Origin of the sequence: Cupriavidus sp. IK-TO18 (assembly GCF_015549295.1) — a bacterium.
GTDB classification, from domain to species: Bacteria; Pseudomonadota; Gammaproteobacteria; order Burkholderiales; family Burkholderiaceae; genus Cupriavidus; species Cupriavidus oxalaticus_A.
In genome coordinates, this window is record NZ_JADGMP010000026.1 from 1 (window position 1) to 25,135 (window position 25,135).

The 25,135-nt window shown below is 67.6% G+C and carries 21 protein-coding genes; 5 read left to right on the forward strand and 16 right to left on the reverse strand.

Going from position 1 to position 25,135, the window contains the following annotated elements; translation table 11 throughout:
- Nucleotides 1-216: 216 nt before the first annotated feature.
- The 6 genes from rimO to phaC form a co-directional block, all read right to left on the reverse strand.
- Nucleotides 217-1,596, reverse strand: a complete 1,380-nt coding sequence (gene rimO, locus IPF36_RS18565) for a 30S ribosomal protein S12 methylthiotransferase RimO (RefSeq protein ID WP_135705032.1) — start codon at nucleotides 1,594-1,596, stop codon at nucleotides 217-219.
- A gap of 144 nt (nucleotides 1,597-1,740) precedes the next feature.
- Entirely contained in the window at nucleotides 1,741-2,709 is a 969-nt protein-coding gene (locus IPF36_RS18570; protein ID WP_135705031.1) for a tRNA-dihydrouridine synthase, read from the reverse strand.
- Between the two features lie 229 nt (nucleotides 2,710-2,938).
- The gene (phaR, locus tag IPF36_RS18575; RefSeq protein ID WP_018004481.1) at nucleotides 2,939-3,490 is read right to left on the reverse strand and encodes a polyhydroxyalkanoate synthesis repressor PhaR; all 552 of its coding nucleotides are present in this window, start codon (nucleotides 3,488-3,490) and stop codon (nucleotides 2,939-2,941) included.
- A gap of 425 nt (nucleotides 3,491-3,915) precedes the next feature.
- Complete coding sequence (locus IPF36_RS18580) at nucleotides 3,916-4,656, reverse strand: 3-ketoacyl-ACP reductase (RefSeq protein WP_135705030.1); 741 nt, start codon at nucleotides 4,654-4,656, stop codon at nucleotides 3,916-3,918.
- Between the two features lie 104 nt (nucleotides 4,657-4,760).
- Nucleotides 4,761-5,942 carry an acetyl-CoA C-acetyltransferase gene (locus tag IPF36_RS18585; protein ID WP_029049660.1) on the reverse strand — a complete coding sequence of 394 codons (1,182 nt, stop codon included), beginning with the start codon at nucleotides 5,940-5,942 and terminating at the stop codon, nucleotides 4,761-4,763.
- An 81-nt stretch (nucleotides 5,943-6,023) separates the two neighbouring features.
- Nucleotides 6,024-7,793, reverse strand: coding sequence for a class I poly(R)-hydroxyalkanoic acid synthase (gene phaC / locus IPF36_RS18590; RefSeq protein ID WP_135705029.1), 1,770 nt, complete (start codon nucleotides 7,791-7,793; stop codon nucleotides 6,024-6,026).
- Nucleotides 7,794-8,228: 435 nt separating this feature from the next.
- Between phaC and IPF36_RS18595 the strand changes: the two genes are divergently transcribed.
- Nucleotides 8,229-8,459, forward strand: coding sequence for a hypothetical protein (locus IPF36_RS18595; protein WP_133096839.1), 231 nt, complete (start codon nucleotides 8,229-8,231; stop codon nucleotides 8,457-8,459).
- A 10-nt stretch (nucleotides 8,460-8,469) separates the two neighbouring features.
- On the opposite strand, the gene pgeF is transcribed toward IPF36_RS18595, so the two are convergent.
- Nucleotides 8,470-9,273: a peptidoglycan editing factor PgeF gene (pgeF, locus tag IPF36_RS18600; protein WP_195429511.1), complete on the reverse strand. Its 804-nt coding sequence runs from the start codon at nucleotides 9,271-9,273 to the stop codon at nucleotides 8,470-8,472.
- On the reverse strand, nucleotides 9,257-10,504 hold the full coding sequence (locus tag IPF36_RS18605) for an RluA family pseudouridine synthase (protein WP_195429513.1): 1,248 nt from the start codon (nucleotides 10,502-10,504) through the stop codon (nucleotides 9,257-9,259). Before IPF36_RS18605 ends, pgeF begins: the two co-directional genes overlap by 17 nt.
- A 17-nt stretch (nucleotides 10,505-10,521) precedes the next feature.
- On the opposite strand from IPF36_RS18605, the gene IPF36_RS18610 reads away from it, so the two are divergent.
- The gene (locus IPF36_RS18610; protein WP_135705026.1) at nucleotides 10,522-11,352 is read left to right on the forward strand and encodes an outer membrane protein assembly factor BamD; all 831 of its coding nucleotides are present in this window, start codon (nucleotides 10,522-10,524) and stop codon (nucleotides 11,350-11,352) included.
- Nucleotides 11,353-11,436: 84 nt separating this feature from the next.
- Here the strand turns inward: IPF36_RS18610 and IPF36_RS18615 are convergent, their stop codons facing one another.
- The 3 genes from IPF36_RS18615 to IPF36_RS18625 are packed head-to-tail and all read right to left on the reverse strand — an operon-like array spanning nucleotide 11,437 to nucleotide 14,709.
- On the reverse strand, nucleotides 11,437-13,644 hold the full coding sequence (locus IPF36_RS18615) for an ATP-dependent DNA helicase (RefSeq protein ID WP_195429516.1): 2,208 nt from the start codon (nucleotides 13,642-13,644) through the stop codon (nucleotides 11,437-11,439).
- 22 nt (nucleotides 13,645-13,666) lie between these two features.
- Nucleotides 13,667-13,870, reverse strand: coding sequence for a DUF465 domain-containing protein (locus IPF36_RS18620; protein ID WP_013956445.1), 204 nt, complete (start codon nucleotides 13,868-13,870; stop codon nucleotides 13,667-13,669).
- Between the two features lie 35 nt (nucleotides 13,871-13,905).
- Entirely contained in the window at nucleotides 13,906-14,709 is an 804-nt protein-coding gene (locus IPF36_RS18625) for a hypothetical protein (RefSeq protein WP_135705024.1), read from the reverse strand.
- A gap of 143 nt (nucleotides 14,710-14,852) precedes the next feature.
- Between IPF36_RS18625 and IPF36_RS18630 the strand changes: the two genes are divergently transcribed.
- A complete protein-coding gene (locus IPF36_RS18630) occupies nucleotides 14,853-17,198 on the forward strand; it encodes a Tex family protein (protein WP_195429518.1) in 2,346 nt (781 codons plus the stop codon).
- A gap of 57 nt (nucleotides 17,199-17,255) precedes the next feature.
- Here the strand turns inward: IPF36_RS18630 and IPF36_RS18635 are convergent, their stop codons facing one another.
- Together IPF36_RS18635 and IPF36_RS18640 are read right to left on the reverse strand one after the other, a co-directional pair.
- A complete protein-coding gene (locus tag IPF36_RS18635; RefSeq protein ID WP_195429520.1) occupies nucleotides 17,256-18,614 on the reverse strand; it encodes an ATP-binding protein in 1,359 nt (452 codons plus the stop codon).
- The gene (locus IPF36_RS18640; protein ID WP_133096831.1) at nucleotides 18,611-19,282 is read right to left on the reverse strand and encodes a response regulator; all 672 of its coding nucleotides are present in this window, start codon (nucleotides 19,280-19,282) and stop codon (nucleotides 18,611-18,613) included. Before IPF36_RS18640 ends, IPF36_RS18635 begins: the two co-directional genes overlap by 4 nt.
- Nucleotides 19,283-19,545: 263 nt before the next feature.
- Between IPF36_RS18640 and IPF36_RS18645 the strand changes: the two genes are divergently transcribed.
- Nucleotides 19,546-21,246, forward strand: a complete 1,701-nt coding sequence (locus IPF36_RS18645) for a glycosyltransferase family 39 protein (protein WP_368671174.1) — start codon at nucleotides 19,546-19,548, stop codon at nucleotides 21,244-21,246.
- 65 nt (nucleotides 21,247-21,311) lie between these two features.
- A complete protein-coding gene (locus tag IPF36_RS18650) occupies nucleotides 21,312-22,367 on the forward strand; it encodes a bifunctional UDP-4-keto-pentose/UDP-xylose synthase (protein ID WP_135705021.1) in 1,056 nt (351 codons plus the stop codon).
- Between the two features lie 33 nt (nucleotides 22,368-22,400).
- Here the strand turns inward: IPF36_RS18650 and IPF36_RS18655 are convergent, their stop codons facing one another.
- The 3 genes from IPF36_RS18655 to IPF36_RS18665 form a co-directional block, all read right to left on the reverse strand.
- A complete protein-coding gene (locus IPF36_RS18655; protein ID WP_133096830.1) occupies nucleotides 22,401-23,480 on the reverse strand; it encodes an alpha/beta fold hydrolase in 1,080 nt (359 codons plus the stop codon).
- 278 nt (nucleotides 23,481-23,758) lie between these two features.
- On the reverse strand, nucleotides 23,759-24,163 hold the full coding sequence (locus IPF36_RS18660) for a hypothetical protein (RefSeq protein ID WP_135705019.1): 405 nt from the start codon (nucleotides 24,161-24,163) through the stop codon (nucleotides 23,759-23,761).
- A 233-nt stretch (nucleotides 24,164-24,396) separates the two neighbouring features.
- The gene (locus IPF36_RS18665; protein ID WP_255519839.1) at nucleotides 24,397-24,873 is read right to left on the reverse strand and encodes a hypothetical protein; all 477 of its coding nucleotides are present in this window, start codon (nucleotides 24,871-24,873) and stop codon (nucleotides 24,397-24,399) included.
- Nucleotides 24,874-25,135 lie beyond the last annotated feature (262 nt).

Sequence of the window (25,135 nt, forward strand, 5' to 3'; positions counted from 1 at the left end):
ACCAGCGCGCCCAGTTCGGCCGGCGCCACGTCCTTCAGGCTGCCGCCAAAGGTCCCGATTGCGGTACGGACACCGCTCACCACTACGACTTCACGCGTCATGACTTGTCTCCCAGGAGGTTTGTTGCGCTGCACAGTATAGCGGCGCCCGCGCAGAAACGAACGACCGTACTTTTACCTAATCGCGCCGCGCCCCGCCTCGTCCGGCAGGACTAGCTCAGACCTCGCCCCACAGGTCGTGACCATCGGCGCCCGTGATCTTCACGTCGACGAACTCGCCTGCGCGATAGCGCTGCGAGGTACGCTCCGGCGGCGCGATATAGACCAGGCCGTCGATTTCCGGCGCATCCGCCGACGAACGGCCGATGCCGCCGTCCTGGTTGACCTCGTCGACCAGCACGCGCAGGGTCTGGCCGACCTTGCGCTGCAGCCGGCGCGCGGACACTTCCTCGGCCACTTCCATGAAGCGGGCGCGGCGCTCCTCGCGCACCTCGTCGGGCAGCGCGCCCGGCAGGTCGTTGGCCGTGGCGCCTTCCACCGGCGAGTATGCAAAGCAGCCGACGCGGTCCAGCTCGGCCTCGGCGATAAAGTCCAGCAGCGTCTGGAACTCGGCCTCGGTCTCGCCCGGGAAGCCGGCGATAAAGGTGCTGCGGATGGTCAGCTCGGGGCAGATCTCGCGCCAGGCACGGATGCGGTCCATGGTCTTTTCGGCGTTGGCCGGGCGCTTCATGCGCTTGAGCACGTCCGGGTGGGCGTGCTGCAGCGGCACGTCCAGGTACGGCAGCACGTGGCCGTTGTTCATCAGCGGGATGATCTCGTCGACGTGCGGGTACGGATAGACGTAGTGCAGGCGCACCCAGGCGCCGTACTGCGCGGCCAGTTCGCCCAGCGCCGCCACCAGTTCGGTCATGCGGGTCTTGAGCGGACGGCCGTTCCAGAAGCCGGTGCGGTACTTGACGTCGACGCCATAGGCGCTGGTGTCCTGCGAGATCACCAGCAGTTCCTTGACGCCGGCCTTGAACAGATTCTCGGCCTCCAGCATGACCTCGGCCACCGGGCGCGACACCAGGTCGCCACGCATCGACGGGATGATGCAGAACGAGCAGCGATGGTTGCAGCCTTCCGAAATCTTCAGGTAGGCGTAGTGCTTGGGCGTCAGCTTGATGCCGGCGGCCGGCACCAGGTCGGTAAACGGGTCGTGCGGCTTCGGCAGGTGCGTGTGCACGGCCTGCATCACTTCGCCCAGCGCATGCGGGCCGGTCACGGCCAGCACCTTGGGGTGCACCGACGACACGATGTCGTGCCCCGCCGCATCCTTCTTGGCACCGAGGCAGCCGGTCACGATGACCTTGCCGTTCTCGGTCAGCGCCTCGCCGATGGCGTCCAGGCTTTCCTGCACAGCCTCGTCGATAAAGCCGCAGGTATTGACCACCACCAGGTCGGCGCCGTCATAGGTGCCGCTGATGGCATAGCCCTCGGCGCGCAGCTGGGTGATGATCTGCTCGGAGTCGACCAGGGCCTTGGGACAGCCGAGCGAAACGAAACCCACGCGCGGACTACTGTCTTTCTGGGTCGTTGATTCTGAAGGGTTTTTCACGGTGCGATACGAATGTGGGGCAGGCGCGGCGGAGTATATCCGGTTATCGCGCGGGCGATCGGGCGCCAGGCGATGCAGGCCAATCGCGTATTTTACCCGTTTGCCAGTCTTTGCCGGCGCCTGACGCCACACTTGATGGCTGGTTCAGCCAGGAATCGGAGAGGCGCCGGGAACACTCAGCAGCAGACGCGCGATCTCGGCCGAGTCCTGCATGCGCCGGATTGCGTCATGCAGTTCGGTGGCCTGCGGCCAGGTCCGCTTCAGGTAGCTGAGCCAGAGCTTGACCCGGCCGTGCTCATGGCAGGACGAGATCCGTTCGTGCAGCTTCTTCAGGTACAGCGAGATCTGGCGCAGCACCAGCGGCCATTCGGCGGCGGACGGCGTGCGCTCCATCTGGCCGCGGATGCGCCGGACCAGGAAAGGGTCGGAGACCGCGCCGCGCCCGATCATCACATCGTCGCAACCGGTCACTGCGCAACAGCGCTCCCAGTCGGCGACGGTCCAGACGTCGCCGTTGGCAATGACCGGAATGTCGATGGCCTCGGCGATCCGCGCGATCCACTCCCAATGCGCGGGCGGCCGGTAGCCGTCGTCGCGCGTGCGCGCATGCACCACCAGCGACGCCGCCCCGCCCTCCGCCAGCGCGGCGGCACAGTCCAGCGCGAGAGCGGTATCGGAAATGCCCAGCCGCATCTTGGCGGTCACGGAGATATGCGCCGGCACCGCGGCGCGTACTGCGGCCACGATGCGGTTCAGCAAGTCAGGTTGCCCGAGCAGCATGGCGCCGCCGCCATGCCGGTTGACGACCTTCGCCGGACAGCCGAAATTCAGGTCGATGCCGTGGGGCGACAAGGTCGCGGCATACGCGGCATTGCGCGCCAGCCATTCTGGGTCGCTGCCTAGCAGCTGGATCACCATCGGCGTACCGCTGTTGGTGTAGCCGCCCTGCAGGGTTTCGGGCGTATCGCGCTCATAGACACGGGCGGGAAGCAGCGAGCCCGTCACCCGCACGAACTCCGACACGCAGCCGTCGTAGCCGCCAAGGCCAGTCAGCACGTCGCGCAGGACGTAGTCCGCAAGCCCCTCCATCGGAGCGAGGATCAGCCGGCTCATGATCAGGAGTGCGCCAGGCGGCGTGCGCCGGCTTCGCGGGCGCATAAATGGCAAGGACGGTGGATTCTGGAAGGCATCGGGATTCGCGCTATGCAGGCGAGTCCGCAAATGAGCCGCCAGTTCAGGAGGTCGGCATTTTAACCGCTTTGGCCGCTGCGCTGCACGACGGGGCTGTTTATCGACAGCGCACAGGAAAAGCGGCAGGCCGAACGGCCCGCCGCCACGTCGATTACTTCTTGTCCGGCTGGTTGAACGGGAACGTCCCGAACATATTCTTGGCCTGGTTCTGCATCTGTTCCTGCATCTGCACGAACAGGTTCTTGCTCTGCTCGATGTAGTTGCTCATCATGCCCTGCATCATCGGGCCCTGCATGTTCATGAACTGCGACCACATGTCGGGGCTGAAGGCCTCGCCCGAATACAGGCCCTTGGAATTCTCGGCCAGCTTGTTCTGGATATCGATAAAGGCCTGGATGTTCTTTTCCAGGTAGGTGCCCATCATGCCCTGCATGGCATGGCCGTAGAACCGGATGATCTGCGACAGCATGGCACTGGAGAACATCGGCACGCCGCCGGTCTCTTCTTCAAGGATGATCTGCAGCAAGATGCTGCGGGTCAGTTCATCCCCCGACTTGGCGTCAACGACCTTGAATTCTTCGGAATCCATGACCAGCTGCTTGACGTCAGCCAGGGTGATATAGGTGCTGGTCTGGGTGTCGTAGAGCCTGCGGTTCGGATACTTCTTGATCAGTCGCTCTGCGCCTTTTTTGGTCGTGGCCATCGGTGCTCTGTCCTTGTGTCGTCGCTGATTGCGCGCTGCTGCACCGCATGGGGTGCACTGCGCAAATCGGTACCGCCTGCGCCATCTGTGTTTGTCGTGTCGGCTTGCCGCGGCGTGTTCGCGCATGGCTGCGCGTTGCGGCTTCGCCACCTCGCCCCCGCGAGGGCCGCACTGCACGACTATGGTGCTGGCTGCGCCGCTGCCCTGATTCTATGCCCAACACAGCACTAAGAAAAGCGACCCAGCTTAAGGAAAACCCGGTAAACCCACGCCAAATCGGCAGACAAACCGCTGCGCGGAAATGATTCGCGGGCCCTTGCGGCCCGCGAAAGAGACAGCGAAACCAAACCTCCGCCGCCTTGTGCGCCGCGCTGGCTGCACCGCAAAATGCGGCCGCCGGCGCGGTTGCCGATCACGCCGGCAGGTCAGCCCATGTGCAGGCCGCCGTTCAGCGAGAAGTCGGCGCCGGTCGAGAAACCGGACTCATCGGACGACAGCCAGGCGCAGATCGAAGCGATCTCGTCCGGCTCGCCCAGCCGCTTCACCGGGATCGTGGCGACGATCTTGTCGAGCACGTCCTGGCGGATCGCCTTGACCATGTCGGTGGCGATATAGCCCGGCGAAACGGTGTTGACCGTCACACCCTTGGTCGCCACTTCCTGCGCCAGCGCCATGGTGAAGCCGTGCAGGCCGGCCTTGGCGGTGGAGTAGTTGGTCTGGCCGAACTGGCCCTTCTGGCCGTTCACCGACGAGATATTGACGATCCGGCCCCAGCCACGGTCGACCATGCCGTCGATCACCTGCTTGGTGACGTTGAACAGCGAGGTCAGGTTGGTGTCGATCACCGCATCCCAGTCGGCGCGCGTCATCTTGCGGAACACCACGTCGCGCGTGATGCCGGCGTTGTTGATCAGCACATCGACCTCGCCAACCTCGGCCTTGACTTTGTCGAAAGCGGCCTTGGTCGAATCCCAGTCGGCAACGTTGCCTTCCGAGGCAACGAAATCGAAACCGAGCGCCTTCTGCTGCTCGATCCACTTTTCACGGCGCGGCGAGTTGGGGCCGCAGCCGGCCACCACACGAAAGCCATCCTTGGCCAGGCGCTGGCAAATGGCGGTCCCGATGCCGCCCATGCCGCCGGTCACATACGCAATGCGCTGAGTCATGTCCACTCCTTGATTGGCTCTTCGTTATCGTTGCCGGGCCCGCGAGGACCGCTGGCCCGGCCTACTGCTGATTCGTTGCCGCTTGATACCGAACTGGTTGCGGATCAGTTGCGCTCAACCGCCAGCGCCACGCCCATGCCGCCGCCGATGCACAGCGAGGCCAGGCCCTTCTTGGCGTCGCGGCGCTTCATCTCGTGCAGCAGCGTCACCAGGATACGGCAGCCCGATGCACCAATCGGGTGACCGATGGCGATGGCGCCGCCGTTGACGTTGACCTTGGAGGTATCCCAGCCCATCTGCTGGTGCACCGCCAGCGCCTGCGCGGCAAAGGCCTCGTTGATTTCCATCAGGTCGAGGTCCTGCGGCGTCCAGCCGGCACGCGACAGCGCGCGCTTGGAAGCCGGCACCGGGCCCATGCCCATCACCTTGGGATCGACGCCGGCGTTGGCGAAGCTCTTGATCGTGGCCAGCGGCGTCAGGCCCAGTTCCTTGGCCTTGGCCGCCGACATCACCACCACCGCGGCGGCGCCGTCGTTCAGGCCCGAGGCATTTGCCGCGGTCACCGAGCCGGCCTTGTCGAAGGCGGGCTTCAGGCCGGCCATGCTGTCCAGCGTGGCGCCATGGCGGACAAACTCGTCGGTCTTGAACGCAACCGGGTCGCCCTTGCGCTGCGGGATCAGCACCGGCACGATTTCCTCGTCGAACTTGCCGGCCTTCTGCGCGGCCTCGGCCTTGTTCTGCGAGCCGACGGCAAATTCATCCTGCGCCTCGCGCGTGATGCCGTATTCCTTGGCGACGTTCTCGGCGGTAATGCCCATGTGGTACTGGTTGTACACATCCCACAGGCCATCGACGATCATGGTGTCGACCAGCTTGGTATCGCCCATGCGGAAGCCGTCGCGCGAGCCCGGCAGCACGTGCGGAGCGGCGCTCATGTTTTCCTGGCCGCCGGCCACCACGATCTCGGCGTCGCCGGCAGCGATGGCATTGGCCGCCAGCATCACGGCCTTCAGGCCCGAGCCGCAAACCTTGTTGATGGTCATGGCCGGCACCATAGCCGGCAGGCCGGCCTTGATCGACGCCTGGCGCGCCGGGTTCTGGCCCGAGCCGGCGGCGAGCACCTGGCCCATGATGACTTCGCTGACTTGTTCCGGCTTGATGCCGGCACGCTCCAGCGCCGCCTTGATGACTACTGCGCCCAGTTCGGGGGCCGGGATCTTGGCCAGCGATCCGCCAAACTTGCCTACTGCGGTACGGGCCGCGGAAACGATGACAACGTCAGTCATGGTGTAGTCCTTTCGATGGAAATGGAAAGCCTGCGCGGCAGCCGATGCCGCCAGTGTGGCGGCCCGGCCATCATGCAAGCATCATGCCTTGGCTTTGACGTAACGCCCAGGCGCGGGTTCGATCACGGGATAGCGCGCGTTGCCGTACTCGGCGGGCGCGGCGCGCTTGGCACCGGCATGGCCGGCAAGCCATGCCATCCAGTCTGGCCACCAGCTGCCGTGGTGCTCGGTGGCATCGGCCAGCCATTGCTGCGGCGATGCCGCCAGCTTGTCGTTGGTCCAGTGGCTGCGCTTGTTCTTGGCCGGCGGGTTGATCACGCCAGCGATATGCCCGGATGCGCCCAGCACGAAGCGCACCTTGTTCTTCAGCAGCGCGGTCGAGGCATAGGCGGCGGTCCACGGCACGATATGGTCCTCGCGCGAGCCGTAGAGATACGTCGGCGTGTCGATGCTGCCCAGGTCGACCGGCACGTTGCACACGGTCAGCTTGTTGGGCACCTTCAGCTCGTCCTGCAGGTAGGTGTGGCGCAGGTACCAGCAGTACCACGGGCCCGGCAGGTTGGTGGCGTCGCCATTCCAGAACAGCAGGTCGAACGGCACCGGCGTGTTGCCCTTCAGGTAGTTGTCGACCACGTAGTTCCACACCAGGTCGTTCGGGCGCAGGAACGAGAAGGTATTGGCCAGCTCCAGCCCGCGCAGCAGCGAGCAGGGTGCGCCGGCACCACCGCCCAGCGTGGCTTCGCGCAGCTGCACATGGGCTTCGTCCACGAACACGTCGAGGATGCCGGTATCGGCGAAATCGAGCAGCGTGGTCAGCAGCGTCAGGCTCGAGGCCGGATGCTCGCCGCGCGCGGCCAGCACTGCCAGCGCGGTCGAGACGATGGTGCCGCCCACGCAGAAGCCCAGCACGTTGATCTGGTCCTGGCCGCCGATATCGCGCGCAACCTCGATGGCCTTGATGGCGCCGTGCTCGATGTAATCGTCCCAGGTGGCGGCCGCAAGGCTGGCATCGGGATTGCGCCACGACACCAGGAACACCGTATGGCCCTGCTCCACCGCATGCCGCACCAGCGAGCTTTCCGGCTGCAGGTCGAGGATGTAGTACTTGTTGATGCACGGCGGCACCAGCAGCAGCGGGCGCGCATGGACCTTGGCGGTCAGCGGCTTGTATTGCAGCAGCTGGAAGTATTCGTTTTCATAGACCACCGCACCTTCGGTCACGGCAACGTTGCGGCCGACCTCGAACGCGGTCTCGTCGGTCTGCGAAATCTTGCCGCGCGTCAGGTCTTCGAGCATGTTGCGCACGCCGGCGCGCAGCGATTCGCCGCCCGATTCGATCAGCAGCCGCTGCGCTTCGGGGTTGGTGACCAGGAAATTGGCCGGCGACATGGCATCGACCCATTGCGAGATCGCAAAGCGGATGCGCTGGCGTGTCTTGGCATCGGCCTCGACAGCGTCGGCCAGCTCGGTCATGGCGCGTGCGTTGAGCAGGTAGAACGCGGCGGCGAAGCGATAAGGAACGTTATTGCGCCACGCCTCGCCGGCGAAGCGCCGGTCATGCAGCGGCCCCGCGGCGTCGGGATTACCCTCGGCCATGGCCTGCCACAAGGCCACGAAGTCGTTCATGTAGCGCTTCTGGATATCGCCCAGTTGCGCCGGGGCGATCTTCATGCCTGCGAGCGCGTCCAGGCCCGGAATGCCTGCGACGGCCGCATGGCCGTTACCTCCTGTGCCCTGCCACTGGCGGGACCATTCCAGCCATGTGGCTGGATCGAATGGCCCCGGCGTGAACTTGAACGGTTGGGACTTGCCTTCCTGGATGGAAGCTGCCGCACCTTTGCCGGTCGCCATGATGTGAATTGTCTCTCTGCCGTCACTATACGAACCGGCTCCGGGCATTGCCCTGGCCGGCACTTTTGCATTGGGAGATGCTATCCGGATGGACCCGGCGCGCGCCTCACCCGAACCGGGCAGGCTAGCCAGATAATTCGCCGGAACCCCGGCGCCCCGCGCTTGCGCGGCGGATTCCGCCCATCCCGATAGCAACTCCCTTTTTACCGGCTACCGCGGCGCTCTGGCTGGCAACGCCATGCGGTATGCTTGCCGGCAAAAACCCTTGGAATCGTCAGCGATCCCGAGACATTTGAGGCCATTGTTGCCTTGCAACGTATGTACTGTCAATGTGGAAATCCGTCCTGGCGAAACGGGCTCCCCGACCTACCGGACGGTATGCCGCGCCTGCCTCCGCCGAGGCTCCGCAGGATAGGCGAGAAGGATGAAAATTTTATGTACATCGTAGCCATTGGCTGGCTCTATGTCGCGCTGATGATGGCGATCACCGAGCACACGGTGGTGGCGGGCGTCGCCACGTTCGTGTTCTATGGGCTGGCGCCGGTGGCACTGGTGCTGTACATCCTGGGCACGCCGGCGCGGCGGCGGCGCAAAGCGCAAGCCGAGCGCGCGGCGCAGGCCGGCGGCAATGCGCCGCCGGTGGCGGAAACACCGCCGGAGAAGTAGGACTGACGCCTCAGTCGGCCAGCCAGACCAGGCTGGCCATGCGGCCGGTCACGCCGTCGCGGCGATAGGAGTAGAAGCGCGCTGCGTCGGTGACGGTGCAGGCATCACCGCCATACACCTCGGTGCAGCCGGCCCGTGCCAGCCGCGTGCGCGCGAGTGCATAGATGTCGGCCAGGTACTTGCCCGGGGCACCGGCACGGAAAGCCGCCGCAACAGCGGCCTGCTCGCCGGCATGCGCCTGCGCCAGGAAGGCGTCGCGCACCTCGGCGCCGACCTCGAACGCATCCGGCCCGATGGCCGGACCCAGCCACGCCAGCCAGCGCTGGTCCTGACCGCCGGCCGCGGCCTGCATGCGGGCCAGCGTGGCTTCGATAACGCCATTGCACAGCCCGCGCCAGCCGGCGTGCGCCGCACCCACCACCGTGCCTTGCGCATCGCACAGCAGGACCGGCAAGCAGTCGGCCGTCATCACGGCGCAGACATGGCCCGGTGCGCTCGCGACACTGGCATCGGCCTGCGGGGCCTGATCGCCTGCACCGGCCACGTGGCCGGCCGTGACCACGGCGCAGCCATGCACCTGGTCAAGCCAGCGCGGCATCGACGGCAGGTGCGCGGCCAGCCGTTCCCGATTGCGCGCGACGTCCGCCGGATCGTCGCCCACATGCGTGCCCAGGTTGAGCCCGCCCGGCATGCCGCCGGCAAGCCCGTACGGTCCCTGGCTGACGCCGCCATGGCGTGTGGTCGAGAGCGCGCGCACGCGCGCCGGCGCCGACCAGCCGGGCACCAGCCATTGGGAGTCAGGCGTCGCGCTCATCGTCTTCATCCTCGTCACCCTCGCCGGCATATTCCCAGTGGGCTTCACCGCCTTCCCACACCTCGTCCCAGGCCTCTTCTTCCTCTTCATCCTGCGCGCTTTCGAAGTCGAGCGCATCGACCAGTGCCTGCAGGTCCGCCGGCGGCTGCGCGGTCCACGACATGTGCCGGCCGGTGGCCGGATGCACCAGGCCAAGCTTGTACGCATGCAGCGCCTGGCGCTCGAACGGCACCGGCAGCGGCACGCGGATGGCCGGACGCTGGCCGCGCTGGGTCGCGCGGAAGTAGACCGGATCGCCCACCAGCGGATGGCCGATCGATTCGAAGTGCACGCGGATCTGGTGCGTGCGCCCGGTCTCGAGCTTGCACATCACCATCGAGACAAAGCTGCGGCCCAGCGGCACCGTGGCCAGCGTGCGGAAATGCGTGCGCGAGGGCTTGCCGCTGGCCGTATGCACCACCGCCATGCGCGTGCGTTCGCGCGCGTCGCGGCCGATCGGCGCGTCGATGGTGCCCTCGTCGTAGGTGCGGCCCCACACCAGCGCAATGTACGTGCGCTTGACCGTGCGCGCCTGCAGCTGGCGCACCAGGTCGGTCTGCGCGGTCAGGGTGCGCGCGACCACCATCAGGCCAGATGTTTCCTTGTCGAGCCGGTGCACGATGCCCGCACGCGGCAGGGCGCTGGCGGCCGGGTCGCGATGCAGCAGCCCGTTGAGCACGGTGCCGCTCCAGTTGCCGGCGGCCGGATGCACCACCAGCCCGGCGGGCTTGTTGATGATCAGCAGCGTGTCGTCTTCATAGACCACGTCCAGCGGCACATCCTCCGGCGCAAAGGCAGAAGATTCGGGCGCGGCCTGCGGCTGCACCTCGATGCGGTTGCCCATCTGCACCGCATCGCGCGGGCGCCGCACCTGGCCGTCAACGCGCACCGCGCCGCTTTCGATCCACTGCTGCAGGCGGCTGCGCGAGAACTCGCTGAAGTGACGCGCGAGCAATTTGTCGAGGCGTTCGCCATGCGCGGCACTGTCCACCTCCAGGGACAGCGTTACCCCGGCCTCGGCGCCCGGCGCGGCATTGGCCGGCGCGGCCTCGGCAAGGTCCTCGAATTCCTCGGAATCGGCCACGGCTGCGGCGGCGCGCACCTGTTCGGGTGGCAGTCCTCCCACACCCGCGCCCGGTCGGGCTTGAGGTTGGGGGCTTGGGCTATAATGCTTGACGCTATTTTTCTTCATCCGGGATACGATTGCCCATGCAATTGCAGAGCATGAAACGCGCGCCGTGGCGCGCGACAATTGGAGCGGTTCTGCTCGCAGGCGGCTGCGTCATGCTGTCGGCATGCGGCCTGCTGGCGGACCAGCCCGACGAAACTGCCGGCTGGTCGGCCAACAAATTATATTCGGAAGCCAAGGACGCACTGGATGGCGGCGACTACACCCGCGCCGTCAAGCTGTACGAAAAGCTCGAAGGCCGCTATCCGTTCGGGCGCTATGCGCAGCAGGCGCAGATCGACACCGCCTACGCCAACTACAAGGACGGCGAGACGGCCGCAGCGCTGGCCGCGGTGGACCGCTTTATCCAGCTGCACCCGAACCACCCCAACATCGATTACGCCTACTACCTCAAGGGGCTGATCAACTTCAACGACAACCTGGGCTGGCTGGGCCGCTTCTCCGGCCAGGACCTGAGCGAGCGCGACCCCAAGGCCGCACGCGCCGCCTACGACGCGTTCAATACGCTGGTCACCAAGTACCCGGACAGCAAGTACGCCCCCGACGCCGCGCTGCGCATGCAGTACATCGTCAACTCGCTGGCCCAGCACGAGGTGCATGCCGCGCGCTACTACTACAAGCGCGGCGCCTACCTGGCCGCGGTGAACCGCGCGCAGCAGGCGCTGAAGGACTATGACGGCGCGCCGGCTAACGAGGAAGCGCTGTACATCATGATCCGTTCGTACGATGCGCTGGGCATGAAGGACCTGCGCGACGATACCGCCCGCGTGATGGAGAAGAACTTCCCGGAAAGCGACTTCATCAAGTACGGCGAACGCCGCAAGGACAAGTCCTGGTGGGAAGTGTTCTGAACCTCGCCAACGCCCACGGGCGGCGATAAAAAAACGGGACGTGTCGCATGACCGTCCCGTTTTTGCTTTCCAGGGGTGCGCCCTTCAGTCTTCCGCGCCCGCTTCCGCGGCACGCGCCGCCTTGCCCTCCCCGCGCAGCGATTCCAGGAAGCGCACCACCGTGGCCGCCTCGCGCGTGCGCGTGAACGGCGGCAGGCTCTGCCAGATCTGGCGGCCATAGGGCTTTTCCACCAGCCGGGTGTCGAAGATGGCCAGCACGCCGCGGTCGGACTCCGAGCGGATCAACCGCCCCGCGCCCTGCTTCAGCGTGATCACCGCATGCGGCAGCTGGTGCGCGGCAAACGGACTCAGCCCCTTCTTCTGCAGCACTTCCATGCGCGCGGCCAGCACCGGGTCGTCGGGCGGCGCGAACGGCAGCTTGTCGATGATCACCAGCGACAGCGCCTCGCCGCGCACGTCCACCCCTTCCCAGAAACTCTGGCTGCCCACCAGCACGGCGTTGCCCAGTTCGCGGAAGCGATCGAGCAGCTCGGTGCGGCTGGCCTGGCCCTGCACCAGCAGCGGCAGGTTCAGCCCGCGCTCGGCGAAGGCGTCGTAGAGCAGGTCGGAGGCGCGCTGCACCGCGCGCAGCGTGGTGCACAGCAGGAAGGTGCGCCCGCCGGCCGCTTCGATCAGCGGCAGCGCGGCCTGCACCACGGCATCGGTGAACTGCGGCGACTGCGGCGCGGGCATGTCGCGCGGCACATACAGCAGCCCCTGCTTCGCGTAGTCGAACGGACTCGGCAGCGTCAGCGAACGGTCCTTGTCGAGACCAAGCTGGGCTGCATAGTGCGTAAAGTTGCCCTTGACCGACAGCGTGGCCGAGGTAAAGACCCACGCACGCGGCTGGCCGCCGCGCTGGCGCGAGAAAATCGGCGCGATCGACAGCGGGGTTCGGTGCAGCTGCACGGTGTGGGAGAACACTTCGACCCAGCGTACGGTTTCAGCGGGCGCCGGCGCCTGGGCTGCCTCGCCGCCTTCACTGCCCTCGCCTGCCGGTGCGGCGGGCGCGGCAACGACATCGCTGCGCCATGCCGCCAGCCGCTCGGCCAGCTCCAGCGCGCGCCGGTGGCACTGCTGCAGCGATTCGGCGCGCTCCGCCTGGCTTTCCAGCATCTCGACGAAGGCGGACAGCGCCTCGTCCAGCGCATCGAGCGTTTCATTGAAGGGCTCGGCAATGCGGCGGTCGGCCTCGATCTGGCCCAGCGCCAGCCGCGCGTTGTCCTTGCCGAACGCCAGCCGCAGGTCGCGCGCGGCACGCTCCAGCGGCGCGCCCAGCGCCACCCAGTCGACCGCATCGCGCGCATGCGACAGGCCTTCGGCCACCGTGTCGCGGGCCAGCTCGAGCAGCTGGCTGGTCGACAGCGTTTCGCCGAAGAACAGCGTCGCAGTCTCGGGCAGCTGGTGCGCTTCGTCGAAGATCACGGTGTTGGCGGCAGGCAGCAGCTCGGCCATGCCGGTATCGCGCAGCACCACGTCGGCGAAGAACAGGTGATGGTTGACCACCACCACGTCGGCCTGCTGCGCTTCCTTGCGCGCGCGCATCACGAAGCAGTCCTTGTAGAACGGGCACTCCGAGCCCAGGCAGTTGTCGCGCGTCGACGTCACCATCTGCCACACCGGCGCGTTCTCGGGCACGGCGGCCAGCTCGGCCTTGTCGCCGGTCTTGGTTTCCTTGACGAAGCGACCGATGTCACGCAGCCACGCGGCGTCCTGGCGCGATGCCAGCCGCCCGGCCGCCTGCGCGCGTTCGAGGTGATAGTGACAGACGTAGTTGGCGCGGCCCTTGAGCAAGGCCACCGAGACCGGCACGTTCAGCGCATGGCGCACCGTCGGGATATCGCGCAGGAACAGCTGGTCCTGCAGGTTCTTGGTGCCGGTGGACAGGATGACCTTGCCGCCCCACAACATGGCCGGCACCAGGTAGGCGTAGGTCTTGCCGGTGCCGGTGCCGGCCTCGACGATGACGGTGTCGTTGGATGCGATCGCCTCGGCGACGGCATCGGCCATCTTGTGCTGCGAAGCGCGCGGCCGGTAGCCCGGGATGGCCTGCGCCAGCGTGCCGGTATCGGCAAAGATGGTGCCAAGCTCGGCGCTGCGGCTGGCTGCGGCGTCCATGGCGCTGGCGGCGACGTCATGCAGGTCCGTGGCGTCGTCCGCGCTGGCGGTATCGTCTTGCTCGGGGGAATCGGAAAGGTCGGACAAGGTGGGGGAATACTTTGTGTAAGCCGCCGGTCGGTGTGCCGGCGGCATCTGGTGCGGGCGGCCCGGATGCTCAGGCCGGCACGTCGGGTTCCAGCTGCAATTGCAGCAGCGTGATGGCGTCCTTCAGCTTCAGCCGGCGCTTCTTCAGGCGGCGCAGTTGCAGCTCGTCATGGACGGCGTCGCTCGCGAGCCGGTCGATCAGGAAGTCCAGGTCGCGGTGCTCGATCTGCAACTCCATGATGCGCCGCTCCAGGGTATTCAGGTTGCTGTCCATGTGCGCCTTCGCTGTACGGTCACAGTGCGATCGGCTCAGAAGCCGAACGGGCGCGGCGCCGACGCCTGGCCCTGCTGCTCCTTGGCCTTGGCGCGCCGCTCTTCCAGTTCCTTCTGGCGCCGCTCGAGGTCGCGTTGCTTGGCCTCGTACGCCTTCACGTTTTCCTCGCGCTGGCGCGCCTGCTCGGCGCCCTTTTGCTGCGCCTCCTTCATCTTGGCGTCATAGTCGGACTGCTTCTGCTGGTACGCCTGCGCATTGGCGGCACGCTGCGGCGCTTCACCCTGGCGTTGCGCGTCGCGCAGTTGCTGTTCCTGCTGCTTCTTCTCGAACGCGGCGCGGCTGGACTGCTCGCTGGCGGCACGCTGCGGCTGGCTGGCCTCGAATTCGGCCCGGCGCAGCGCCTGCTCGCGGTCGCGCTCGGCAGCGCGGTGCGCGCGTTCGGCCTCGCCGACTTCCAGTTCGCGCTTGCGCAGCACCTGCAACTCCTCGCGCTGGACTTCCTTGGCCTTGTCGATGCAGCTGTTGACGAAGAACTTGCTGTAGCACTCGTGCTCGGCCGCGGAAAAACGGTAGTTGGTCCAGGCGCGGGAATCGCCGATGGCCTTGCGTTCGGCACCGAAGTCGCGCGGAGCTCCGGCGGCCGGCGCAGAAGCTTGCGCCAGCGCCGGTCGCACCGGCATCAGCGCGGCGCCGGAGGCGAGCGCCAGCACGGCCAGGCTGGCAGCCTGGAAAAGGACGGATTTCGGCACGTTGGCGACAGTTGGCATGGCCGGCGAGGTGGCGGGAGAAGTTACCGCGGAAGTAGCCAGGGCGGCGGCCTGACGGGGCTTGACGATCATGACGGGATTCTAGCATCCGGGCCGCCTGGCGGCCTGCCCCGCACATGCCGGTAACGCCCCTTGCGCGAAGCCGGCGGCAAGCGTGGCCGAACTGCGGCGCGCTTGTGGCAAAATGCCCCGCTTTCGACCGACTGCGTTTTCAGATGTCCAACCTGCCCGCTTCCGTCTCGCAAAAAATCGTGTCGCTCATCGCGGCTGAACTGTCCGTGCAGCCGCGCCAGGTCGCGGCCGCCGTGGACCTGCTCGACGAGGGCGCCACCGTCCCGTTCATCGCCCGCTACCGCAAGGAAGTGACCGGCAACCTGGACGACACGCAGCTGCGCAACCTGGAAGAGCGACTGCTCTACCTGCGCGACATGGAAGACCGCCGCGCGGCCATCCTGGCGTCGATCCAGGAGCAAGGCAAGCTCACGCCCGAGCTGCAGGCTGCCATCGAGGCCGCCGAAACCAAGCAGACGCTGGAAGACCTCTACCTGCCCTACAAGCCCAAGCGCCGCACCCGCGCCCAGATCGCGCGCGAATGCGGACTGGAACCGCTGGCGCTGGCGCTGCTGGCCGACCCCACGCTGGACCCGCAGGCCGAGGCCGCCAGGTACGTCAACGGCAACCCGACCGCCGACGGCGGCGTGCCCGATGTGAAGGCCGCGCTGGACGGCGCGCGCGACATCCTGTCCGAGCAGTTCGGCGAGACCGCCGAGTTGCTGGGCAAGCTGCGCGAACACCTGTGGAACAACGGCGTGGTCGCCTCCACCGTGATGGAAGGCAAGGAAACCGCCGAGGAAGAGAAGTTCCGCGACTACTACGCCTACAGCGAAACCATCCGCACGGTACCGTCGCACCGCGCGCTGGCGCTGTTCCGCGGCCGCAACGCGGGCGTGCTGATGGTCAAGCTGGGCCTGGGCGAAGAACAGGACGCGCTGGTGCCGCACCCGTGCGAAGGCATGATCGCGCGCCATGTCGGCATCCAGCAGCTGGGCCGCCCCGCCGACAAGTGGCTGGGCGACGTGTGCCGCTGGTGCTGGCGCGTGAAGGTGCAGCCGCACCTGGAAACCGAGCTGCTGACGCAGCTGCGCGAAACCGCCGAAAGCGAAGCCATCAAGGTGTTCGGCCGCAACCTGCATGAACTGCTGCTGGCCGCGCCGGCCGGCCCCAAGGCCGTGATGGGCGTCGACCCCGGCATCCGCACCGGCTGCAAGATCGCGGTGGTCGACAGCACCGGCAAGCTGCTCGACACGGCCACCATCTACCCGCACGAGCCGCGCCGCGACTGGAACGGTTCGCTCGCCACGCTGGCCCGCCTGGCGAAGCAGCACAACGTCGCGCTGGTCTCGATCGGCAACGGCACCGCCAGCCGCGAGACCGACAAGCTGGTGCAGGACCTGATGAAGCAGATGCCCGAGCTGAAGCTGACCAAAATCGTGGTCAGCGAGGCCGGCGCATCGGTCTACTCGGCGTCGGAACTGGCCGCCAAGGAATTCCCGGACCTGGACGTGTCGCTGCGCGGCGCGGTGTCGATCGCACGCCGCCTGCAGGACCCGCTGGCCGAACTGGTCAAGATCGATCCCAAGTCGATCGGCGTGGGCCAGTACCAGCACGATGTGAACCAGCGCGAACTGGCGCGTACCCTCGATGCAGTGGTGGAAGACTGCGTGAACGCCGTGGGCGTGGACGTCAACACCGCCTCGGCGCCGCTGCTGGCGCGCGTATCGGGCCTGAACACGGTGCTGGCGCGCAATATCGTCGAATACCGCGATGCCAACGGCGCCTTTGCCAACCGCAACGCGCTGAAGAAGGTGCCGCGCCTGGGCGACAAGACCTTCGAGCAGGCGGCCGGCTTCCTGCGCATCAACGATGGCGACAACCCGCTGGACCGCTCATCGGTGCACCCGGAAGCCTATCCGGTGGTGCAACGCATCCTGGACGCCATCAAGAAGGGCCTGCGCGACGTGATGGGCAACCGCGAAGCGCTGCGCGGCCTGTCGCCGGAAAAGTTCACCGACGAGTCGTTCGGCCTGCCGACCGTGCGCGACATCCTGTCCGAGCTGGAAAAGCCCGGCCGCGACCCGCGCCCCGAGTTCAAGACCGCGACCTTCCAGGAAGGCGTGGAGGACGTGAAGGACCTGCAGCCCGGCATGGTGCTGGAAGGCGTGGTCACCAACGTGGCGGCGTTCGGCGCGTTCGTCGATATCGGCGTGCACCAGGACGGCCTGGTTCACATCTCGGCGCTGTCGAACAAGTTCGTCAAGGACGCGCACGAAGTGGTCAAGGCCGGCCAGATCGTCAAGGTCAAGGTGATGGAGGTCGACGTCAAGCGCAATCGCATTGGACTGTCGATGCGGCTGGACGACGAGCCGGGCCAGGCGGCACCGCGAGCCGGCGGCGGCGACCGCGGCGGCCAGCGTAACGGCGGCAAGGGCCCCGGCGGCGGCCGCCGCGAGCCGGAGCCGGCGGGCGCGATGGCAGCGGCATTTGCCAAGCTCAAGCGCTGAACGGCACGCTCCACGCAAAATCAAGGACGCCCCGCACGAAACTGTGCGGGGCGTTTTTCATTGCGCGCCGCCGCGGGCGATCGTCACGACCAGTCCGGTCGCGCCGTCGGTCCGGTTGGCAAAGGCAAGGTCGAGTCCGTGCAGCCTCGCCACGCGCAGGGCGATGGAAACGCCGAGGCCATGCCCATGCTCGCGGTGCGCCCCGCCCCCGCGGAAGAAGCGGTCGCCGAGCCGCGCCAGCACATCGGGCGCGATGCCCGGCCCCTGGTCGCGCACGGAAATACCGCCCGGCTCGAAATCCACCGTGACCAGCGCGCCCGGCGGGCTGTAGCGGATGGCATTGTCGAGCAGGTTGCGCAGCAGCAGGGACAGCAGGTTGGCATCGCCCGCGACCGGCAGCGGTTCGCCGCCCTGCTCCGGCCATTCGAGCTCCACATCGACCTGCTTCTGCTGCGCCAGCGCCAGGCAGTCCGACAGCGCCTGCTGCGCCACCGGCAGCCAGCTGACCGGCTGGCGCGACGGCAGCGCCGAGGCATCCTCCAGCCGGCTCAGCGTCAGCAGCTGCGATACCAGCCGGCTGATGCGGTCGATGCCGGCGGCGACGTTGGCGCGGGCCCGGTCGCGCTCCACGGCGTCCGGCGAGCGCTCGGCAAGCTCCCATTGCGCCCTTAGCGCGGCCAGCGGCGTGCGCATCTCGTGCGCGGCGTCGGCGGTCAGGCGGCGCTCGTGCTCGATCGAATCCGACACGCGCTCCAGCAGCCGGTTCATCGCGTGGACCAGCGGTACCAGCTCGCCAGGCACCGCCTCCAGGCTGAGCGGCTGGCGATCGTCGGGCGCGCGCCGTTCGATGTCGGCCGACAACGCCCGCACCGGCGCCATCGCGCGGCGCGTGAACCAGATCAGCAGCGCGATCAGCAGCGGCAGGCCCGCGGCCCATGGCAGCACCTGCGCGGCGATATAGGACAGGATCAGCTCGTTGCGCTCGGCCAGTTGCTGGCCGACGCAGACACGCCAGCCGGTATCCGGATCGTCGAGGTAGTACAGCCGCCAGCGCTGGTGGTCGAGCACGGTATCGGTAAAGCCCTTCACGCCCGGCGCGCGCGGCAGCAGGTCGCCCTCCGGATCGATATGCAGCGGCTGCCCGTTTGGCAGCCACGCGGCGATGGCGAGGTCGCCGAGGCCGGCATCGCCCTGGTCGCCTTCCACCAGCTGCGGCAGCCGCGTGCGCGACGGCCCGGCGGCAAGGTCGACCATCGGCGCCACCGAGTGCATCTGCAGCGCCATGCGCACCATGTCGGTGTCATACAGCTCGTTGATCTCATGCCGGGCGCGCACGTAGGTCAGGCCGATGGTCAGCAGCCAGACCACCGGCGTGGCGATCAGCACGGCCAGGATAAGCCGGCGCTGCAGCGTCATTGGCAGTCCTCGGCTGCGCCCAGCGTGTAGCCCGCGCCGCGGAAGGTGCGCACGATCCTGGGATGGATCTTTCGGCGCAGGTGGTGGATGTGGACTTCCAGCGCATTGCTTTCCACGCCGCCCTGCCAGTCATAGAGCTTGTCGCGCAGGAAATCGCGCGTCAGCAGGCGGTTGGGGTGTGCCAGCAGCAACTCGAGCAGCATGGCTTCGCGGCTGGTCAGCTCCACCGGCGTGCCGGCCCAGTATGCCTGCCGGCGGGCGGGATGGAATTCCAGCGCGCCGTGCTTCCACACCGGCGACGACATCCCCACGGCGCGGCGTGTCACGGCGCGCAGGCGCGCGGCCAGTTCGTCGAGCGCGACCGGCTTGACCAGGTAGTCATCGGCGCCGGCATCGAGCCCGCCGATGCGGCTTTCGATCGCATCGCGCGCGGTCAGGACGATCACGGGAATGCGGCAGCCGCGCGCGCGCCAGCGCGCCAGCAGCGCCATGCCGTCCTCGCCGGGCAGGCCGAGGTCCAGCACCACGGCGTCATAGCCGGCCATCTCGAGCGCATGGTCGGCCTCTGCGGCGGTGCTGAACCAGTCGACCGCATAGTCCAGCAGCTGCAGCCCGCGCCGCAGGCCGTCGCCGAGCATGGGGTCGTCTTCAACAATAAGGATTCTCATGTTCCGGGTCGTTATGCGGCCGTCACGCCACGCAGGGGATCGATTGTGCGCTTGCAAGCTTAATGTGCCATTAAGGTTGCCGGCTTATCCTCGCGCTCGCATTGCCAGGCCTTGTCCTGTTCAACGCCGCGCCTGGCGCCGGCGCCGACAAGGCCGTCAACTCTTCCGCCCGCGCCGCCTTGCCGTCACACCTGCCCTCCAGCCCTGCCAGCCCCGCCGTTCTGCCACACGCCGAGCGCCTCGCCGCGCGGCCCGACCATGCCGTGCGCGTGGCAGGCATTCCCGCCATTGCGCTCGCGCTCGCGGTGCTGGCGTTCGCGCTGCTGTGGTTCGGCACGCTGGGGGCACGCCACCTGCTGGGACCGGATGAAGGCCGCTACGCCGAGATCGCGCGCGAGATGCTGGCCACCGGCGACTGGGTCACGATCCGCTATGACGGGCTGAAGTACTTCGAGAAGCCGCCCTTCCACCTGTGGGTGACGGCAGTGTCATATACGCTGTTCGGCATCGGCGAATGGCAGGCGCGGCTGTGCGTCGCGCTTGCCGGCCTGGCCGGCGTGGCGGCATCGATGCTGGCGGCGGCGCGCTGGTTCGGCGCGCGCGCGGGATGGCTGGCGGGGCTGGTGCTGGCATCGGCGCCGATGTGGAATGCCGCGGCACACTTCAATACTCTCGACATGACGCTCTCCGGCGTCCTGGCCTGCGCCCTGGCGGGCATGCTGCTGGCGCAGCACCCCCGCACCACGCCAACGTCGCGACGCAACTGGATGCTGGCATGCTGGACGGCGATGGGTATCGCGCTGCTGACCAAGGGGCTGGTCGGGGTGGTGCTGCCGGGACTGGCACTGGTGGCGTACACCTGCGTCACGCGCGACCTGGCGCTGTGGCGGCGCCTGCATGCGCTGGCGGGCATTGCGGTGATGCTGCTGGTGGCGGTGCCGTGGTACTGGCTGGTGGCACGTCGCAACCCCGAGTTCCTGCACTTCTTCTTCGTGCACGAGCACTGGCAGCGCTACACGTCGACGGTGCATGCGCGCCAGGGTCCGCCGTGGTACTTCGTGCCGCTGGTGCTGGGCGGGTTCATGCCGTGGCTTGGGGTGCTGCCCGCAATGGTCCGCACCGTCAGGCATCGCGCCGGGGCCAGCGTGACCACCGTGACCACCACCATGACAATCGGCCCGGCACCGTTCCAGCCCGCGCTGATGTGCGCTGCGTGGGCATTGTCGATCTTCGCCTTCTTCAGCCTGTCAGGCTCCAAGCTGCCCGGCTACATCCTGCCGGTGTTCCCGGCGCTGGCGATCCTCGCCGGTGCCGCGCTGGCGCAAACCGGCGTGCCGGCGTGGCGCACGCAGCTTTGGGCGATGCTGGCGATCGGCGCGCTCGGGCTGCTGGCGAGTCCCGTGGTGGCGAACCTCGATTCCAACAACACACCGAACGTGCTCTATCGCGCCTACGCCGTATGGGTGACGATGGCGTTTGCCCTCATCTGCGCCGGCACGCTCGCCGCGCTGTGGCTGCTGCGCCGGCACGGGCGCATGGCAAGCATCACGGCTTACGCGCTGGGCATGCTGCTGGCATTCACCGTTGCCCTGCTCGGCCATGAGGCCATCGGCCGCTCGGCCTCGGGCATCGCCCTGGCTGCGCCGATCGAGCGCGTGCTGCGGCCCGGCATGCCGCTCTATGGCGTGGGCATGCTCGACCATACATTGCCCTTCTACCTGCGGCATCCGCTCACCATGGTGGCGCAGCCCGATGAACTGGCCTTCGGCACGGAGCAGGAGCCGCAGAAGTGGCTGCCGACCATCGACGCCTTTGTCGATGCGTGGCAGCACGGCCCGCGTGCCGTGGCGCTGTTGTCGCCGCGGACGTTTGCCGAACTGAGCGCGCGCGTGCCGATGCATGTGATCGCGCGCGACTGGCGGCGCGTGGCCGTGGCCAACTTCCCCGTCGCCGGCGTGCGCTAGCGTGCTGCCGGTGTTTCGTGCCGCACTCGTGCGGCACGCTTCTTTTCGATGCGATCGTCAACACAATGCAAGGCAAGAAAGTACTGATTCTCGGCGTCAACGGCTTCATTGGCCATCACCTGACGCGCCGCATCCTGGAAACCACGCCGTGGGAGGTCTACGGCATGGACATGAACACGGACCGCCTGGGCGACCTCGTCGATCACCCGCGCATGCACTTCTTCGAAGGTGACATCACCATCAACAAGGAGTGGATCGAGTACAACATCCGCAAGTGCGACGTGGTGCTGCCGCTGGTCGCCATCGCCACGCCGGCCACCTACGTGCGCCAGCCGCTGCGCGTGTTCGAGCTGGATTTCGAGGCCAACCTGCCGATCGTGCGCGCCGCGGTCAAGTACGGCAAGCACCTGGTGTTCCCGTCGACCTCGGAGGTCTACGGCATGTGCAGCGACGAGGAGTTCGACCCGGAAGCCTCGCCGCTGGTCTACGGCCCGATCAACAAGCCGCGCTGGATCTATGCCTGCTCCAAGCAGCTGATGGACCGCGTGATCCACGCCTACGGCATGGAGCAGGGCCTCCACTACACGCTGTTCCGCCCCTTCAACTGGATCGGCGCGGGGCTGGACTCGATCTTCGAGTCGAAGGAAGGCTCGTCGCGCGTCGTGACGCAGTTCCTCGGCCATATCGTGCGCGGCGAGCCGATCAAGCTGGTCGACGGCGGCGCGCAGAAGCGCGCGTTTGCCGATATCTCGGACGGCATCGGCGCGCTGATGCGCATCATCGAGAACCCGAGCGGCATCGCCAGCGGCAAGATCTTCAATATCGGCAATCCGGCCAACATCCATTCGGTGCGCGAGCTGGCCGAGATGATGCTGAAGATGGCCGCGGACTACCCCGAATACGCCGAGGAAGCGCGCAAGACGCAGATCGTCGAAACCTCGTCGGGCGACTTCTACGGCAAGGGCTACCAGGACGTGCAGCACCGCGTGCCGAAGATCGACAACACCGTCGAGGAACTGGGCTGGAAGCCCGAGGTCACGATGGAGCAGTCGCTGCGCCGCATCTTCGAAGCCTACCGCGGGCACGTGGCCGACGCGCGCACGCTAGTGAACCAGTCGTAGGCGCAGGCAGGCAGGCCACAGGCGCTCGATGTCCTAAGCGTCCGCCCGGTCAAACCCCGCCTTGCGCGCCAGCACGATGGCCTGCGCGCGGTTCTCCACTTCCAGCTTGGCGAAGATGCTGGTGATGTGGTTGCGCACGGTCTTTTCGCACAGGTCCAGGCGCGCGGCGATCTGGGCGTTGTCGCGGCCCTGCGCGATCAGCTCGACGATATCGCGCTCGCGCCGCGTCAGCGCGGTGAAGGCGGGATCGCGCACCGGTGCCGAGGCCGGCAGGAAGGCACGCACCTCGTCGAGCCATCGGTTCCAAGCGGGCTCGGTGTCGAGCAGCAGGTGATTGCCGCTTTCCAGCGGCACGAAGCGCGCGCCGGGAATTTCGCTGGCGATCAGGCGGCCCTCGTCGAACGGCACGCGCGCGTCGCGCACCGCATGCAGCACCAGCGTCGGGCACGTGACCCTCGGCAGCAGTTCGACCACATCGATCTCGTTGAACACGCGCATGAAGCGCGCGGCATTCAGCGGCGACGTGGAGACCCGCTCCAGCTCGTTGAACCACGCATGCTGCTCGGCCGTGCCGCCCGGGATGAACTGGGTCGTGAAGAACTGGCGGAAGGCGGGATTCTCCTGGCCCCAGCCTAGCTCGGCGAGCTTGTTCATCAATTCGGCTTCCTCGCGCAGGCGCGGGCTCAGGTTGTCGCGCTTGAGCCGCCCGCGCGCATAACCGCCGTGGAGGATCAGGTGGCTGACGCGCTCGGGGTGCGCCACGGCGTAGGCCACGGCGATCGATGCGCCCTGCGAGATACCCAGCAGCGGGAAATGCTCCACGCCGTTGGCATCGACGATGGTTTCGAGGTCGCGCAGCCACGCGTCGAACGACAGGTCTTCGATATCGCGGTCGGACAGCCCGCAGCCGCGTTCGTCATAGCGGATCAGCGTGTGGTGCGCCGACAGGGCCATGATCATGTGGCTCCACACCGGGCTGTCCACATCGAACTCGAGGTGGCTCATCCAGTTGGCCGCCTTCACCAGCGGCGCGCCGCTGCCCGTGACGGCGTAGGCAAGGCGAACGCCATCCCGGCTGGTGCACAGGCGAATCTGCTGCTTGAACATCGGCATGTCGGGCCGCGCGGTGCTGGGACGGCCTGCCGGCGGCGCGGCCCTCGGGACCGTGCCTGCCAGGCGGGCGCGCCGCGTGACTTCACTAGTGTAGGAAAGGATCGGTGCGGCTTTGCAAGGGATTGCGCAAGCGCGCATGGCGTTGCGCGAATGCACCGGCCCGGCATGAAACCGGGCCGGTGGTCAGGGACGAGCGTGCGGCAGCGTTTGGCACGGGCGGGTCCTGACGCACATGCGGGCGCATGTGCGCTGGCATGGTGCCTCACCGAGGCACACGGTTATGCATGGCTGAGGCATTCGCCACTGTCGCGCGGGCCGCTGCGTGCGCCGTCGCTGTAGCCGTCGCGCGATCTGGTGCGGGTCCCTTCCGTAAACGGGTCGAACTGTCCCATGCGCGCGCCGTCGGTATATGGATCGGGCTTGCGCATGCCGTCACGGTACGGATCAAAGTCACGGACCGCGCACACTGACATGCCCTGGCGCGCCACCACGGACAACATCGTGGCCTCGGTCGCGGGCCCGTGCGCTCCGTCGGTGAAGGCGTCGCGCTGTCCGTGGCGGACATGCGCGGCAGTCCGCGTGGCTTCGTCACCCGCCCCGGCGTGGGCGGTCGGGCTCGCGCCGACCGCCAGTGCGGCAAGTGCGGTGACGGTGAGCAGGGTCTCGGCAAACTTCTTATGCATTGCTATCTCCAACCGGGGATGCCGGCAGCGTGGCCGCTGCGGTCCCTCATGCAGGCGATCACCAACGGAATGCACGGGCCGCACGGGATCGCCTTGGCCGTGCGGGCCGATTGCCCGGCGCCTGCCGGCTGCCCTCCCATCGCGGCAGCGGTGCGGCGCCTGACTCCTGGATCAGGAAGATGCGGGTGTGGGGGGTGCGGGCGCGCATGGCGCCCCGCTTCAGTCGCTCAACGTCAGTGCAGCCATCCGAACATCGCGAGCAGCGGCACCAGCGGCACCAGCGGCATTAGCGGCGACAGCGCCGGCGACGGCATCAGCCGCGCCGGACTGCGCCAGCGTGCCGCCAGGCCCGCCGACACGCGGTCGGCGGCCAACTGCACCGCGGTGCGCCAGAGCGCCGCATCCGGCGCCTGGCGGCCGCGCAGGGAGCGCGCCAGCGACAACGCGCGTCCCAGCTCGCGCGCCGGCGCGCCGTGATCGTGGTCCAGCTCGCGCAGCGAGGCCAGCCACGACTCCCAGTTCGCGTGTGAATGACAGAAGACGTAGAGCAGCAGCAGCGCCGGCGGCAGCAGCACCGCGCCGGTGGGCGCGATGCGCTCGCGCAGCATGCGTCGCAGCCATGGCGGCAGCGCACGTCGCGGCAGGCGCGCGCGACGGGCTTCGTCGGCATGCCGGCTGGACGGGCGAGACCACTGCTGCAACGAACGCATGGCACGGCTCCTCGAGGAGGCGGACCGCCACGAAGGGGTCCTGTGACAAGTTGAGGGTTGCATTGTCCGGCCCGGGGCCGGCGCGCGCATGAGGCCGTGGTCCCGGGCCGGCTGCTGCGACGCCCGGGTTTCCGGGACAAGTGCCCCGGGGGAGCGCCGGCGGGTGGCGCATGGCAGACGCGCGCCTCGACCGCGCGGGCCGCGTCAGACAAAAAAGCCCCGGGACACGCCTTGCGGCGCCGTCCCGGGGCTTGCAGCGGCG